Origin of the sequence: Wolbachia endosymbiont (group B) of Germaria angustata (genome assembly GCF_964026725.1) — a bacterium.
Taxonomy (GTDB): Bacteria; Pseudomonadota; Alphaproteobacteria; order Rickettsiales; family Anaplasmataceae; genus Wolbachia; species Wolbachia pipientis_C.
The window spans coordinates 895,121-911,773 of the sequence record NZ_OZ034691.1; the positions used below are offsets into that span (position 1 = coordinate 895,121).

Annotated in this window: 12 protein-coding genes, 1 tRNA gene and 1 pseudogene; 8 read left to right on the forward strand and 6 right to left on the reverse strand. The window is 34.4% G+C overall.

Annotated features, from left to right (window positions below):
- Positions 1-85 precede the first annotated feature (85 nt).
- The 3 genes and pseudogenes from AAGD63_RS04345 to AAGD63_RS04355 all read right to left on the reverse strand — a co-directional run.
- A pseudogene (locus AAGD63_RS04345) lies at positions 86-655 on the reverse strand (ankyrin repeat domain-containing protein); the annotation flags it as partial.
- Between the two features lie 76 nt (positions 656-731).
- On the reverse strand, positions 732-1,979 hold the full coding sequence (gene ltrA, locus AAGD63_RS04350) for a group II intron reverse transcriptase/maturase (RefSeq protein ID WP_341813156.1): 1,248 nt from the start codon (positions 1,977-1,979) through the stop codon (positions 732-734).
- A gap of 43 nt (positions 1,980-2,022) precedes the next feature.
- On the reverse strand, positions 2,023-2,172 hold the full coding sequence (locus AAGD63_RS04355) for a hypothetical protein (protein WP_265024380.1): 150 nt from the start codon (positions 2,170-2,172) through the stop codon (positions 2,023-2,025).
- 682 nt (positions 2,173-2,854) lie between these two features.
- Between AAGD63_RS04355 and AAGD63_RS04360 the strand changes: the two genes are divergently transcribed.
- From AAGD63_RS04360 to plsY, 6 genes are read left to right on the forward strand one after another with little or no spacing between them, the layout of a single operon-like run.
- Complete coding sequence (locus AAGD63_RS04360; protein WP_341813157.1) at positions 2,855-3,538, forward strand: phosphatidylserine decarboxylase; 684 nt, start codon at positions 2,855-2,857, stop codon at positions 3,536-3,538.
- Positions 3,535-4,320 carry a CDP-alcohol phosphatidyltransferase family protein gene (locus AAGD63_RS04365; RefSeq protein WP_341813158.1) on the forward strand — a complete coding sequence of 262 codons (786 nt, stop codon included), beginning with the start codon at positions 3,535-3,537 and terminating at the stop codon, positions 4,318-4,320. The genes AAGD63_RS04360 and AAGD63_RS04365 overlap by 4 nt, the downstream gene beginning before the upstream one ends.
- 8 nt (positions 4,321-4,328) lie before the next feature.
- Positions 4,329-5,663, forward strand: a complete 1,335-nt coding sequence (locus tag AAGD63_RS04370; RefSeq protein ID WP_341813159.1) for an amino acid carrier protein — start codon at positions 4,329-4,331, stop codon at positions 5,661-5,663.
- A 2-nt stretch (positions 5,664-5,665) separates the two neighbouring features.
- The gene (locus AAGD63_RS04375) at positions 5,666-7,132 is read left to right on the forward strand and encodes an amino acid carrier protein (protein ID WP_341813160.1); all 1,467 of its coding nucleotides are present in this window, start codon (positions 5,666-5,668) and stop codon (positions 7,130-7,132) included.
- A gap of 10 nt (positions 7,133-7,142) precedes the next feature.
- Positions 7,143-7,370, forward strand: coding sequence for a hypothetical protein (locus AAGD63_RS04380; RefSeq protein ID WP_341813161.1), 228 nt, complete (start codon positions 7,143-7,145; stop codon positions 7,368-7,370).
- On the forward strand, positions 7,370-7,951 hold the full coding sequence (plsY, locus tag AAGD63_RS04385) for a glycerol-3-phosphate 1-O-acyltransferase PlsY (RefSeq protein WP_341813162.1): 582 nt from the start codon (positions 7,370-7,372) through the stop codon (positions 7,949-7,951). The genes AAGD63_RS04380 and plsY overlap by 1 nt, the downstream gene beginning before the upstream one ends.
- Here the strand turns inward: plsY and AAGD63_RS04390 are convergent.
- The 3 genes from AAGD63_RS04390 to AAGD63_RS04400 form a co-directional block, all read right to left on the reverse strand.
- Positions 7,946-9,829 carry a hypothetical protein gene (locus AAGD63_RS04390; RefSeq protein ID WP_341813163.1) on the reverse strand — a complete coding sequence of 628 codons (1,884 nt, stop codon included), beginning with the start codon at positions 9,827-9,829 and terminating at the stop codon, positions 7,946-7,948. The genes plsY and AAGD63_RS04390 overlap by 6 nt on opposite strands.
- A gap of 55 nt (positions 9,830-9,884) precedes the next feature.
- Positions 9,885-10,781: a cation diffusion facilitator family transporter gene (locus tag AAGD63_RS04395; RefSeq protein WP_341813164.1), complete on the reverse strand. Its 897-nt coding sequence runs from the start codon at positions 10,779-10,781 to the stop codon at positions 9,885-9,887.
- A 28-nt stretch (positions 10,782-10,809) separates the two neighbouring features.
- Positions 10,810-10,882 (reverse strand) — tRNA-Val (locus AAGD63_RS04400).
- A gap of 503 nt (positions 10,883-11,385) precedes the next feature.
- On the opposite strand from AAGD63_RS04400, the gene AAGD63_RS04405 reads away from it, so the two are divergent.
- Both AAGD63_RS04405 and AAGD63_RS04410 read left to right on the forward strand, forming a co-directional pair.
- Entirely contained in the window at positions 11,386-14,901 is a 3,516-nt protein-coding gene (locus AAGD63_RS04405; RefSeq protein WP_341813165.1) for a peptidase M2, read from the forward strand.
- Between the two features lie 351 nt (positions 14,902-15,252).
- Positions 15,253-16,626: a hypothetical protein gene (locus AAGD63_RS04410; protein ID WP_341813166.1), complete on the forward strand. Its 1,374-nt coding sequence runs from the start codon at positions 15,253-15,255 to the stop codon at positions 16,624-16,626.
- Positions 16,627-16,653: the final 27 nt, after the last annotated feature.

Here is a 16,653-nt window from a genome sequence, read left to right on the forward strand (position 1 = left end):
TTGCCCCTTGCTCTAAAAGAAGCCCCGTTTTTTCTATATCACCTTCTTTTACTGTACGAAATAGACGACTTTCACCTTCTATCTTCTCAATGTCTGCTCCATATGATCTAAGCACTTCAATGGCCTCTTCATTTCCACTATTGAGCGCAATATCCAAAGCATCCATTCCAGCTTTATTTTTGTGGTTGATAAAATTCTTCAACCGATCTCTACCAAAGCTTTCTATATATTGTTTAATGATGAGTTCCACTACTTTTCCAGGACAATTATTAGCAGCAGGAAAAAGTATTGTGTTGTTATTATTATCTTTTTTCGTTATGTCTGCTTTGAGTTTATTTATCAAATACTCGATAACTTCTATTCTGCTATCACCCTCTGCTCCAGTGCATTGCCTAATAGCTAAAAATAAAGCTGTACGCCCATTATTATCAATATCTTCAATATTCTGTCCCTTATCAACTAAGGCTTGTATTACACTTTTATTTCCATATAAAGCAGCAAGGTGAAAAGGTGTATGTCCTTCAGTGCTTTCTCTTTCATCAATTGACGCACCATTGCTAGCTAGCAATTCTATAAACTCTGGCGTGTTTTCAAAAATTGCAAGGTGCATTGGTGTTAAATCATCTTTGCCATGATTTTCAGTTTTTGCGTTAAGGAGAGTAGACCAGTGGAACTTCCCCACCAGTCTCTCGCAAAACTGTACGTAAACCTCTTGATTTATACAGCTTCCATTATTCAGCCTTTTGGCCTAACCCTAGTGTCCAGTGATAGAAAATATCCGGAGACCTCTTTCTCACCTTTCCTAGAAATTGTCTTGCTAGTCTTCCGTGACTCCTGAGTCTCTTATATTTCCTTTTCACCCACTTTTCTAGATGCCGCTCTATATTCTTTAGAGATTTGTATACTTCAGTTCTGTAAAATTTGCCATAGTACTGATACCAGCCTCTGACTATTGGATTTACTTTTCCTGACATCTCCTCTAATGTTATATGCGTATTTCGTAGCATTTTCCATGACCTTATGGTTGTAGTAATCTTTTTCTTGGCCTTGTTGCTAATTGCTGGGAGAAATGAGACAAAATATTTCCCTATTTTATTTCTTGCTAACCTGGGTCTGAATGTGTAACCCAGAAAATCAAAACTTTGTTTAGGAAATCCACCACTCCTATTGTCATCCTTACAGTACACTATCTGTGTCTTTTCAGGATGTAATTTCAACTTATACTCAGCCAATCTTTCTTCGATCATTACTTTCACAAACTCTGCCTGTTTCTCTGTTCTGCAGTGTACTATCGCATCATCCACATACCTCTCAAATGGTACCGTCGGGTAGTTCTTTTTCATCCATATATCAAACACATGATGCATGAATATATTAGAGATGATTGGGCTAATTGAACCTCCTTGCGGAACTCCTTTATCCCTAACTACCTTACTGCCATCTGCTTGCTGAATGGGGGCTTTCATCCACCTCTCAACATACAGTATGACCCATTTGCAGTCTGTGTGCTTTTTGATAGCTTGCAATGCCAAGCCGTGGTCCAAATTGTCGAAAAATCCAGATATATCAAGATCTATCGTCCAATCGTACCTCCAGCATCTTTTACGAGCTGTATCTACCGCATCCAGTGCAGACTTATTTGGTCTATAACCATATGAATCCTCATGAAATTTTGGTTCTACCAGCGGCTCTAGATACATAGCAGCAGCCGTTTGCCCTATCCTGTCGAATACTGAAGGAACACATAAAATTCTTTGCCCTCCTGTATCTTTTGGTATCACAACAGCTTTTACCGGCTCTGGAAAATAACTTCCGGATGACATCCTATTCCATAGTTTGTACAGATTATCTTTTAGATTTTCTTCAACCTTTGTTATCGAAACCTCATCCACACCAGCAGCACCTTTATTTTTCGATACTTGTTTATAAGCTCTCCAAATAAGTTGCTTTGATATATCAAAAGACTTTGTTTTACTCATTAACTCCTCCCTTTCGGTTGATAAATCATTAAAACTAAATAACTCAGCCCCTTCTCTCGATTTCCATTACAGAAACTTCTTCACTACTACGAGCTGATCCGCCCCTGTTTTTCGCATCGGTACTCTCATCCTTAGAGTTTAGCTCCTTGGATTTCTCCCTTATCATCGAAACGACAGGTTCCCGTAGTTCCACACAATAGCCTGAAATGGATTCATGCCACCTTTATGCCGGACGCCATCTATCCAGTAAACAAGCTCCCGATAGATTTATCCCAGGTTACAAACGACCCCCTGGTTTTGACGTCATTTAAAAGGTTTCGACACTTCATCAGTGGTTCACTTTCGTTCATCTCTCTATTCCTTACATGACATATAATTATGCCTTTTCCATAACGCTCACTACCTTACCAAAGCAGCTTATGGTTGTTTGAAGCCTGCTCTTGTAAACCGGCTCCGAGGGACCTACCCTCATCTACTGTGCAGCTTTTGCACTTAGTTTGCTCTTACTTGAACATTCTTTGTATCTCTACGGCACACCATCTGCACCAAACTTTATTAGCAGCTCTGTAGCTTCAATATCACCTCCCTGAATTGCATCTCGTAGAGAAGGAGATTCATCTTTTTCTATTTCCCCTGTCATACGAAATTAAGAACATAACAATTCATATATTATTAAGAATTATTATTAATTTTTTATTAAAATAATATTAAGAACAGCTAAAAATCTTTAATTTTTATTAAAAATTTAACACCCATCAATGATTACATAAGCATTTGCTTATGTAATCATTCCAAAAATGAAGCAGTGAAAAAAAAGCTTTTCATGAGAAATTATAAATGATAAATTGTTAATAATGAATTATTGAGAATAAATTATGTGCTTTGGTTTGCCTAATATAAACAGAGAAGGTTATTTATTTATAGTTGTTTCCTTTATCGTAACATGTATAGCATTCTCTATATCTTGTGGAGCTGGAATTACTTGCTTATTTCCAACGTTATTATGTACCTATTTTTTTCGTGATCCAGCAAGAGCTGTACCAAACAATAAGGACTTTATATTAAGCCCTGCTGATGGTGTAATTTCAAAGATAGAAGAAATTAGTTACTCTTTATCAGAAGAGAATGAAGAAGAAAAGAAGTTTACGCTTGTTAGCATATTTCTAAGTGTTTTGAATGTCCACGTTAATCGTATACCAATATCTGGTACAATAAAGGAAATGAGTTATAAAAAAGGCAAGTTTGTTTCCGCAATAAGCAATAGGTCTAGTAATGAGAATGAAAAGCAGGTTATTGCGATTGAATATGAGAAGGGAAAAGAAATCATTGTAGAGCAAATAGCTGGATTTATCGCACGCCGCATTGTTTGTAATTTGAGGACATCTCAGAGCGTAAAAGCAGGTGAAAGATTTGGAATTATAAGATTTGGTAGCAGAGTAAATATTTATATTCCTATTGGTACAGAAGTAAGAGTTTCAGAAGGGCAAACTGTTATTGGCGGTGAGACAGTTATAGCAGATTTTAATAAACAAGAGAAGCTTACTTTTGATGTTATATGAATAACGATGAAAGTAACAGTAAATTTTTACCTATTACCAAGTTATTCCCAAACTTTATAACCTTATTAGGTTTATGTGCTGGCCTTACTTCACTTAAATTCACATTTAATGAACAATGGGAATTTTCAGCAATTTTTATTATCATTGCAGCAATAATAGATGGAATGGACGGCAGGATAGCCAGAATTTTAAAATCAACTAGCGATTTTGGAGCACAACTCGATTCTTTTGCAGATTTTCTAAATTTTGGTTCAGCACCTGCTTTTCTTTTATATTTTTGGAAGTTAAATGAAATTAAAGTTATAGGATGGATTTTAGTAATGATATATGTAATCTGCATATCAATAAGACTTGCAAGATTCAATGTTTCGCTACATTTAGAGCAATTATACTGGAAAAAATTTTTCTTTTCTGGTGTTCCAGCTCCTGTATGCGCTTTACTTGTTCTGTTTCCAATAATTATTACCTTTCAATCTCATGAAAGTGAATATTTACTTCTTATAGAGCAATTTTTTAACGTAAAGAATACAGCTTGTTACTTTTTGGCCATTTCATTTTTTTCGATAAGTCATATTCCAACTTTCTCTGCAAAATACATTTATGTTCCTAAAAGTTTATCTTATATATTTGTGTCATTTTTTGGAATATTGATCATATTTTTTATAAGTAAGCCCTGGATAACACTACCAATTTTAGGTGCAGTTTATATCTTGACTATTCCAATAAGTATCGGACTTTATATACATTACGCATATAAAACTAGTCAGCTATATAAAAAATAGTGAGCAGCATGATTATAAAAGTAACTGATCTATTAAACTCTTTTTTATATATAAAGATATTCAACATACCATTTATAATTATTTGGGTAATTGCAACTGGGGTTTTTTGTACGATTCGATTCAAATTCATTAACTTTAGGTTGTTCAAACATGGGATACAAACACTATTCAACCTAGAGAGCCATAATAATAACGGCATAATCACCCACATTCAGGCATTTGCAACGGTAATTTCAGGAACAGTTGGTCTTGGAACAATATCAGGAGTTGCAATAGCTATTACAATAGGGGGGCCAAGTGCAGTTTTTTGGATGATAATTACCGGGGTACTTGGCATGTCAATAAAATTTGCTGAAGTAGTGCTTGCATTTACTCATCGCTCTGAAAACACAACTGGTGGGGCTTTTTATTATATGGAACATGGACTTGCAAAGATTGGATTTATGAAGACTGGCAAATTCCTTGCATTTATCTACGCAGTTATGCTGCTTGTTGCAATGATTCTAGGCGGCATACCATTTCAGGCAAATCAAATTGCAGCGTTGTCAAGTAACTTATTTGAATACAACATATCTGTTATTATCTCGCTATTTGTATTAATTGTAATACTGGGAGGAATAAAGCGAATTGCTTTAGTTGCAACAGGTTTAGGGCCGATCATGATAATGTTATATATAGGCATGTGTATATATTTAATCTGTGTAAACGGAAATAATCTACTGAATGCTCTATCTATAATATTTCAAGATATCTTTAACAAATCAGCTATAGGAGGTGGAGTATTGAGTGGATTAATAGCAGGGGTAAGAAGGTCAGTGTTTGCTAATGAAGCAGGTACTGGAACAGCAGCTATAGCACATTCGATTGTAAAAGAGAAAGACCCAGTTAAAGTTGGAAGTGTTGCAATGATTGCACCATTTGTAGACACAATATTAGTCTCATTTTTGACTGGTATTGTGATAATTATCACCGATATGCATAGCACTAATACCGTAGGTGATATTACGTTAGTTAGCTCAGCATTTTCAACAGGCTTGCCTTTATTTAGCAAGCTAGCTCTCCCGCTGATAATGTTTTCCTTTGCATTTTCCACAATAATAGCTTACTATTACTACTGTGAAGTTGCCCTAGTGTACTTATTTGGTAACAAAAAAGTACTGATATTGCTTCAGTTTTTTATAGTAGGTTCAGTGTATATCAGCTGTATATCAAAAAATATAGAATTTATATCTTATTTAGGTGATAGCCTGTTTATGTGCCTTATGATCCCAAATGCTGTTGTGATATATCTACTGAGAAGGGAAGTTTTAAATACAATAGACTCTTATTACAAAAGGTATTAAACATGATTTATAGAATGCTTTATATGGTGTTATTTTGCCTACCATTTAATGATGTATACGCTGCTTCAATTTTTCATAAAAGTTATGACACTGCGTTAAATGGAGTAAGCAACTTCATGAATGAAGTGTTGTTTTTCAAGATCTTTCACGTACCATTTATAATACTTTTATTGGCCTTTGGTTATATATTTCTAACACTACGTTTTAGATTTCTCAACATAAGGATGTTTAAGCATGCGTTCGCTATTTTATGTGGAAAATATGACACAGATCATCATGATGGTCACATTACGCATTTTCAGGCATTTGTAACCGCGCTATCAAGCACAGTAGGCCTTGGAACTGTTGCTGGTGTTGCAATCGCAATTTCAATGGGAGGGCCAGGAGCGGTACCTTGGATGATGATTACAGGTTTTTTTGGTATGTCTACAAAATTTGCTGAAGTAACTTTAGCATTCAGACACAGAACAGAAGGCCAGGAGCAGTTATTCAGTGGTCCCTTTCAATATATAAGAAATGGATTAGAGAAATTTGGATTTAAGAAACTTGGTATTGTCCTAGCTGCAATATATGCAGTATTTTTTATATTATCAGGTCTTGGTGGAAGTGTGGCATTTCAGACTAACCAAATGGTTTCAATATTATCTGGCTATTCAAATTGGGTAGATGGTCATCCTTGGTTTCTCTCTTCCATAATTTCTACGTTACTTGCTCTGGTAATTATCGGTGGAATAAGGAGAATAGCTAGAGTATCTTCTGCACTAGTTCCTATTATGTCACTCATATATATTTTGAGCTGTGTCACAATCATTGCATTCAATATTCACAATTTTAGCAATACATTGAAAATATTGTTTTCCAGTATGATAGACTTCAATGCTGTTGGTGGAGGAGTAGTAGGAGCATTTGTTGCTGGAATTCAAAGGGCAATTTTTGCCAGTGAAGCAGGTGTTGGTTCTGCTGCAATTACTCACGCTGTAGCTAAAGATGAGGAGCCAGTTAGAACTGGGCTGGTTGCGATGATAGAACCATGCTTTGATACAATGTTAATTTGTTGCTTGACAGGAATAACAATAGTAATATCAGGTGCATACCAGACCGGCATTGGCGAGGGAATATTGATCACCCAAAAAGCATTTGAAACAGTTTCTTCTTGGTTTCCTATACTTTTAACCATCGCTGCGCCTTTGTTTGCGTTTTCCTCAGTAATTTCATTTGTATATTGTTGTGAAATGGGATGGCTGTATTTGTTTGGTGTAAAAAGTGTAGTAATATATCGTATAGCGGTGGTAGTAGTTGCATTTTTGTCAAGTTTGTCTAAAGATATAATGGCTATTGCTAATATTGGTGGGGCTTTATTCTCTTGTTTAGCACTCATCAATATGACAGCACTTATACTGTTTAGCAATCAGATTAACAATGAAGTTCAATGTTATCTAAAAAGGCTAAGGAATAATAAAATTAATTAAATTCTGGCATATGAAGGTACAACAACAGATGTCATTCCAGTGCCATCTTCTTTTCATAGCAAAATTCCCTTTTGTCATCCCAGTGCGTGACACTGGGATCTATTTTGCATATAGTTCCACCGTAGTGTTATATTTTAATGTAAAATTTTATATTTATCTACTAGATTCGTTTGCGAATAAAGTTCGCTGGATCCCAGTGTCACGCACTGGGATGACAAGAGAGAGGATGCTAGAATAATGGAGAAATATATAATTCTTATATTATCCTACATACTAGGTTCAATACCGTTTAGCTTAATTATTGCAAAAATAAATGGTATAAATTTAAGAGAAGTAGGTTCAGGAAACATTGGCGCTACAAATGTTGCAAGGACAGGAAATAAATTTCTTGCTGCTATTGCGTTATTTCTGGATACCTCTAAAGGGTTTATCGCAGTTTATACAGCACAACAATTTTGTGATAATAACGATTTTTATATATATGTATCTGCAATTTTAGCAGTTCTAGGGCATATGTTTCCTATTTGGCTAAGGTTCAATGGAGGAAAGGGGGTTGCAACAACTTTGGGAGTTTTAGTAGCACTTAACATTTCTATAGCATTAGCATTAGCATTTATATTTGTCTGGCTAATAGTATTTTTTATCTTTCGGTACTCCTCTCTTGCTTCCTTGGCTGCTAATGCAGCAGCTGTTATAGCATCTTTCTTTTTTCAAAAGGAGTTATTCCTTATACTACTCACTGTAGCGATATTAATTTTCTTGAAGCATTACAAAAATATTGCAAATCTTCTGCAAGGCAGAGAGCATAAGTTTTTATAAGCAATGAGATGTTAAATCACTGACACTTAAACTACGAGATAAACTGCTTGATGGTATTATTTTATCTTCTTTATTTAAGATTGTAATTTTTACTCTTGTTATACTCTCTACTTCTTGAGGTATTAAAAATTCATCTTCAATGAATCTTTGCTTCACTTCTTGTATTTTTTCATAAAGTGTGGTTACATTGCGCTTATTTTGATTATAAATATCTTTAATCTCTATCTCTAGCCTGTGTGAAGCTTCTTTTTTTAACATGTTATTTATCACTGCTTCTGTTATTGCTAGCTTTTCTTGCAGAATTTTCTTTATTTCTTCTTTATCGTCTCTGCTATTTTTACTCAGTTCCGTGTATACCCTATAACACCTTTTCTCTAGTGGTAACGTTCTTAAACTATCTAACATTCTGACCACTTGACCCTTAATAGTCTTCTTGGCTTTCAATTTTAATTCTTTCACTTCTTCTTTTATTATTTTGCTAGCTATTCTCTTAGCTTCAGTTAAAGATGAGTCCTTGAGAAAAAAATCTGTTCTAAGTAAATTTTGGTTTAAAAGCTCCAAAAAAACTTTTCCTTTGATGTTTTCGAGTTGATCGTCTAAACCATCCCCCTGTAGTTCATTTGTTATGTGCTGAGACAGCGCAAAGTGCTCTAATTTATTTAACTTTACAGAGTTAATATTTTTCATTAACGTCAGCACAATTTGTTCACTATATTGAGAAGTAAAACTCAGTAATCTTCTCATTAAAGTAATGCTTACTTCTGCAATAAAATCATCAACTATTTTTTGACTTTTATCATCTTCATAATTATTTTGGGCGTTATGCCAAGCCCTAAGAATTTCTTTACTGTTTTTCTTATTTTTTAGCCTGTCTAACATAAACTTACGTGCTTCATTTTCTGCTTCTGTAAGGAGCATTTGTCTAGGTGGTGTAAATTTAATCTCTGGATCGGAATGAATACCCTCTAATGTACTTAACATTCTGTAGATAACACCAGTAAAACATGTGTTAGGAATTCGTTCTTTTCTAGAGAAAGTTTGGCTATCTAGTAAATTTGCAATCAACGCGTCTTTTTTATTTTTTACATCTTCTCTATCTCCATCATTGCAGGCTCTAAGAACTAACAGAAGAATTTGTCCACCAGTGAAGCCAGAGCTATGTTTCTCATTACCTTTGCAAAAATCTTGCAAAAACATTACTAATTTTCCCTTATTCTCATTACTAAATGGTTGGCCATCAAGCATATGTAAGTGATTTATATATTCAATAAATTCTTTAAATCCCTCATTATTAATAGTGTCTTCAGATACTTGTTCAGTATATTTATCTTTTAATTTGTCAATATTTTTAATGATATCATTATTTAATTGATGGGGCAGTAAATGCTCATAAGTACCATCAAACTTATTTGTCATACTGCGAGTATTTTCTTTTATGCCTTCTAAAAAGAAACTTATAGCAGCTTTGAGTAACGTAAATGGATTAAAATCCTTTGGCCTTAATTCACTTTGTAATAGAATTAAAACCATTGCAAGTGGTATTGTTGCAAGTAACGAAACGAGCAGAAAAGTAGTTGTAAAGGTTAGATATGTTACAGAAGCAAAAAATAAAAGGAAAGATGCTATCTTAATTTTATTTTTCTCAAAAAATATTTCCCAATATTCCTTTTTACTTATTTTTTCCTGCTTTGCAGCTTTTATGTCTTTATAAACGTAAAAAGTTTTTATTTCAGATCTAAAAAACAATGTGGCAAAAGATAAAAAGACATTGGCAGGATTAACTAAAATGCTTAAAGAAACAAAAGCTGCGAAGTAACTTGCTGTCTTTAATCTGTAAGAATCCTTTCCAGGAAATTGTATTTGGGAAATACCTATCATAGCCTACTCTCTATAATATTATGATATTGTAGTAATAACAAATAGCCTATAGATGTCAATGCTTAAGTATTTTACTGTCTACGCACTCATCGTATTCAATTTCAACTGTAGAGTGTGCAATTTCAAATCTATTTAATAGTATTTTTTTTATCTCATACAGAATATTAGTATGTTGCCCATTTTGCTTTATCTTGGCATGCATAGTAAGTATAAAATAATTATCAGATAGTGACCATGCATGTATATGATGCACATCTATCACTTCAGGTAACTTAGATACAATCTCACTTTTTATCTCCTCAGCAGATACACTCTCAGGTGTACCTTCAAGGAGTATATGGCAAGAATTCTTGAGAATTTTATATCCACTGTTTAAGATTATTACACTGACAAATACTGACAAAATAGGGTCCACTATTTGCCATCCGGTAAACATGATAATTATGGATGCAAGTATAGCAGCTACAGAACCTAAAATATCTCCGATAACATGCAATACAGCACTTTTTATGTTTATATTACTTTCGCATTTACTATGTAATATAAAAAAGACTATAATGTTAGAGATTAGGCCAAGTGTGGCAATTATTAGCATTACTTTCCATTCCACATTGACTGGACAAATGAATCTCTTTATTGATTCAATTATAATGACCGCTGCAATGAAAAATAGAGTTAAACCATTAACAAATGCTGCAATTATCTGCAATCTGTGATACCCATATGACCTCTGTAAATCAGATTTCTTAGCTGAAAATTTGTGCGCTATCCAGCTTAAAACCAAGGCAAAAAGATCAGTGAGCATATGTCCTGCATCTGATAACAGAGCAAGCGAATGTGAAATTATTCCACCTGCTATCTCCATAAGCATTGTTATTGCAACTATTATTATGGAATAAATTAAGCGCTTAGACTCTGCTATTGAGTGTTTGCCATTGTGCACTGCTGTCATATAAAATCTTTTTATGAGCAAAAAAACGTGGGTAACACTGGGCTCGAACCAGCGACCCCTTGCACGTCAAGCAAGTGCTCTACCAACTGAGCTAATTACCCATCGTAGCTTTAGTATAGTGTTTCAGTGAAATGAAAGTCAATTTGCTTTTAGATTCTTGCTGGATGAAATTCCTTGACAAACCTTCTTACCTTCCTTACTATAGTAACAAGAGTATTTATCCTTGTTTTTAATCTCCGCAGATTTAATAACAAAATTCAGTAAAAAACTCAGATATTTATTGGCAAATTACATAAAAATTATAGCGACTTTTTAAATTTTTTCTACATTCAGCCAAATCGCGCTTGTTAGCACATTATTACAACGCCAATTTACATTGTTATAGGGTCAAAACTCGCTACATAGGGATTTTTTTGCCTTTTTTAAAATTGATAAATTTCTTAATATTTATAATTCCGTTACTTGTTAGCAGCCACCTAAGGTCAGCTATAGAATTTTAGCCACATTCTAAATGTTACATATTAAGTTAACTATCTATACTTTTTTATTAAGATATAAATTATACCAATATAAGAATTTACGTTTTTTTCAGATGAGTCACTTTATGCTTGATATTGTAAAGACTAATAAATTAGAGGTTAGAATTATGACAATTAATCAACAAGTAAATAAAAATATAACTAAAGAAGAATATTTTAACGATAAGCATGTTATAGAAGTTAAAGATTTAAATATTAAAGTAGAGGTTTATTCTCACGATTTAAGAGCAAGTAAAGTTGCTAAAATTGAAAGTGAAATAAGAGAAACAGCTACTAATTTTAAAGATGCATTTAAGTTGGAGCCTGGTAGCTCAGAACAAACGTTCAAAATTTATGTGTTTGATGATAAGGCTGATTACACTCATCTTGGCGGAAGCAAACGTTTTGGTTCTTACCTTGGAGATGAGGGTGGTAAATGTTACTACAAAGGAGAAGCTGATGTTTTTGCTGAGATGTATGTCTATCAGCAAGGTGGCGTTCATAACCTTCAGCATGAATTTGCACATGGTTTAACTTACTTGGCTACAGGAGGAAAATCTCTACCTACAGTATTAATGGAGGGAATTGCAGATTACTTTGAACATCATTCAGATCACAAGTTCAATGCTCAAGGGTCAAGCATTGATAAAACTGAAGCCGCAAATTTGGATCTAGGTGGAATTTTAAATTTACAATACTCAGCCAATGGTAAAGAAAACAGTTTAGTGTATAAAACTGGTCATGCGTTGATAATGTACTTACAGGAAAAAGATCCTAGTTTATTAAGAGACTACCTAGATGCTTTACGTCAAGGTAACTCAGATGAATCAAAAAGTTTCTTGAAAGACATAAAAGGACATGATACTGACTTCAAAAGTTGGCTTGCTGAGAATGATACAGAAACTGCAATGGAACATCTCAACGCTTTGCAAGTTACAAAAGGAGATTTTATAGCAACTGGTCAAGGAATAGTGGGTGGAAAAATTAAAAACATATCCTACTATAAAGCAAATATAGAAAAGATAGATGGAGAAAACGTTGGAAGTTTTTCTCCTGTAGAACATGTTGCATTTTATGATGTTGCTCGTGCTATTAATAGGGCAACAAATGATAACCTCGATATATCAAAGGAATATCATTTCTTAAAGGCAGTAAAAACTACTGATGGGCAGGTTAAGCTGACTTACTCTGATCAACAAGGTAATGAATATCAAAACAGTCAAGAGTATAAAATGCAAGCTTTGAGGATATTATCAAAACATGGTGAAGATCTTAGAAAATCTTACTATGATAGGAAAGAAGACTTAGATAAGCAGAAGGATATAAAATATAATGATGTGTTGAAAAGCCTGCGTGAACAGGAAGAAACACAGCGTCATGATGCATACGAGCAATACAAAAGAGGAGAGATCTCTTATGCGAAATTTGTAGAAAAATGCAATTCAGCCAGCACTAATTATCATAATGAAGATAAGAGATTATATAATGCTACACAGGACAAATATACACAACTGAAAGATGATTTGCTTGATAAAACCATAAACGCTGGCTTGAAACAAGTAAAAGAAACTCAGAACATTGACGTAGAAAAGATGTTAGAAGAGATGGTCAATATCGATCCAAACCTAATCAGAGGTGCTCATATTAATCTACAAGAAGGTAAAGTTTTCTCTATCAAAGCTCTTGGTCACGGAGATATGGGTGCACTATCTATATATGATGGGAATACAAAGCTTGGAGAGTTGTCGAGCGAATCGGGCTTTTTTAAGCAAGTTGAAGGTCAAACTAAAGAAACTTTTGTTTTTGAGGACATATTGCACAACTTGAATACTCAATATGACGGTGGTGCTTATATGGCTATTACAAAAGAAAATGGTCATTATAAAGCTTCTTTAATAGACGGTAGAACAGTTGAACGTGATGAATACTTTGATGAAGCACATTTACATGAAAATGAATTGTTGCATCCTAGCACTGGACACATTCAAAAAGATTTAGATTCTCTGCTTCTTAGAGGGACCAAAATTCTAAATCATCAGGATTCAAAGCATGCTCAATATTCTGATGAGCAAAGAGAAAGCGGCGTAATCGTAGAAAAAGAAACATTATTGGATGATAAAGGGACTGATAGAACAGACGACGATGTATACGAAGCGGTTGTAAAGCAAGGAGGCGAAAATCTACATGCATTCAAAAATATGGGTTTCTATATTACTGAAGAGATAAAAAATGAAAGAGGTGAAGTTATAAATGAAAGTAACTTGTTCATTCATGATCATGGAAAAAACGTAAGGTTTCAATTGCCAGGCAATGTTACTCACCTAAAATTGGTGGAAAAAGATGGACAATATAAATTAGCACCATCTGATTCTGAAGGAAGAGAATATAGTAGCATACCAGACGAATACAAATATATTGACCCAGTATTTGCACATGAATATGAAAAGAGAGATTATTCTCATAAACATATAAATGTGGGCCTTATAAACTTAGAAAAATATGCCCCTGGTAAACTTTTTACCATTAAACATGATCCAAATGATTATCAGATACAAAGAAACTCGAGTGGTGAAATAGTGAGAATCAACAATCAAAGATATTTCACTAAAGTAAAACTATTTGATGGTGATACTGATGAAGAAATTGGAATGTTATCTAATAATTTCCATAACTTCAAAGGAAAAATATTCTTTTCTGCTGATTATAACTACAGTTATAACGATTTCCTAGCATCTGTTTCTCCTCAAGTTGAAATTGAGGATATGGGAAATGGAAGTAAAAAAATAACTTTTGATCAAGGTGATGGCGATATCGGTGAAACTAATAGAGGCTACACTGACTATCAGAGAATATTCACAAAAGAGAAACAAACCGAAAGTCCAAAAGGGCAAGTAAGTGAAACTAAGACAGAGGTTAACATGAGCCATAGTACTACTAATGTTGTTGCTGAAGAGAGAACTGTATCAAACGACAATAGTGAAATACAGTCTGATCAACCACAAATTCCAACAAGGGCAAAAAGGTCAGATTCAGTGGAGGAGAAAGAGCAGGTAGTGTTGAAAGACACAATCTTGAAAATAGAAAAGAGCTATGATAGAGATGTAGAAGGAAAGCATAAGGCAAATGTAATCATAGATTATAATGATGTGAAAGCCTTGTATAATAGAGCAGAAGGAGCAGATAAGCAATCTGTGTTAGATTTTTGGAACAAACTGCACACATCAGATTATAAGGTTGGCGCTTTGCCGGAAGACAAGTATTACTTTAAAGATGGCAAATTTCTAATTCACGATAGTGATACGAAAAAGCTTATAGTGTTACCTGAAGATAAGGTATCCATCAAAATAATGAAGGATGGTGATAGTTATAGTTTGGCTATATCAAATGGTAATGGCAAAGTAATAAGCAGCATTAGTAAAATAGATAATCCAAATTACGAATTGCTATCAGATTCAAGTCACTTCAGCTTAGAAACACAAGATAACTTTGAGTTATTAGATCAACATCATGAATATAATCTCTATCTAGAGAATGGTTTTGTGAAAATGTTCGACTGTGCAAGCGATCACGTTTATCACGATCATAACTCAGCCTATATCTAATATACAAGGAGGGCCCTGCCCTCTTCTTGTCATTCAAGTAGCTCCTTCGGTGTCATTACGGTGTCCAGACACACAACTGTACGAACATTGAGATATACTTGTCTCCAGAAAAAAGATGTCATTCCAGTGCCCAGACACTGGAACTTAACTTTAAATAAGTGGCCGCACCTGGATCCCAGTGTCAAGCACTGGGATGACAGAAGAAAGGACTGGAATGAAAGGGGGGCTGGGACGGCAACAGAAGAATTCTGAAGCGAAAAGCTTCAAGGAAATCTTCTGCAAAATCTAGTATTTACGGAATTTATATTATTTTCATGCACATTATGGTTTTTATAATTAACGGAAAGTGATATGGCTAGTTTAACTTTTAAAGACAGTGCTGGAGCAAATGTAGTATCCCCTACCATTAAAAGCATAATTTATGAAGATGCTGCACAGAATAAGTATACCTTTGGTGTAGATAATACTAGTGTTTTCAACACTTTTAGGTATGAACCTAATGGTGCTGCTGAAATAGATTACAGTGCTACAGCAACAAACTTCATGACTGGAGGTGCAATTGCTACATTATTAAGTATTGGAACTAACGTAGGTGCAATAAAAACTAAGACTGATTCTATTTCAGCTGACTTAAGCGCTGACTTAGTTACCATAAAAACTCAAGTCGGAACAGATATGATATCAGGAATAAAGGCTAAGACTGATAAGATTACAGATACCTTAGGAGCTGATGTCACTGCTATAAAGGTTAAAACTGATACTATTCCAGCTGACTTAACAGCTAAAGTAACTGCTATAGAAACTGCTACAAATGCTGCTAATTTAGGAGACAAGGTTACTGCAATACAAACTAAAACTGATAAGATGCCTGACGATTTAGGAACTGAGTTAGGTAAGTTAGCTAAAACTGCTGAACTAGCTCCTTTGGCTAAAACCGCTGAACTAGCTCCTTTAGCTAAAACTGCTGATGTTACTGCAATAAGGGCTAAGACTGATAAGATGCCTGACGATTTAGGAACTGAGTTAGGTAAGTTAGCAAAATCTGCTGAACTAGCTCCTTTAGCTAAAACTGCTGACGTTACTGCTATAAAGGCTAAGACTGATACTATTCCAGCTGACTTAACAGCTAAAGTAACTGCTATAGAAACTGCTACAAATGCTGCTAATCTAGGGAATAAGGTTACTGCAATACAAACTAAAACTGATAATATTACAGATACCTTAGGAGCTGATGTCACTGCTATAAAGGCTAAGACTGATACTATTCCAGCTGACTTAACAGCTAAAGTAACTGCTATAGAAACTGCTATAGAAACTGCTATAGAAACTGCTATAGAAACTGCTATAGAAACTGCTATAGAAACTGCTATAGAAACTGCTATAGAAACTGCTATAGAAACTGCTATAGAAACTGCTATAGAAACTGCTACAAATGCTGCTAATTTAGGAGACAAGGTTACTGCAATACAAACTAAAACTGATAAGATGCCTGCTGACTTAAATGCTGAGTTAATTAAGTTAACTACAATAGCAGAAACTCTAAATGGTAGTCCTCAGGCAGCTGCAGATGCTAAAGCTGTACTAGAGAGCAGTTTCAAGAAAGCTATTGAAGAAGCTGGAGAAGATGGTAGCGAATGGCTTAAAAATGAGATAAAAGAGATAGTGTCACAGCCATCTTTTGAAATTCCAAAAGATTCAAGTGAAGCACTTTCTTGGGATTGGTAATTTAAGTGCTGGTGAATGACATAGTAC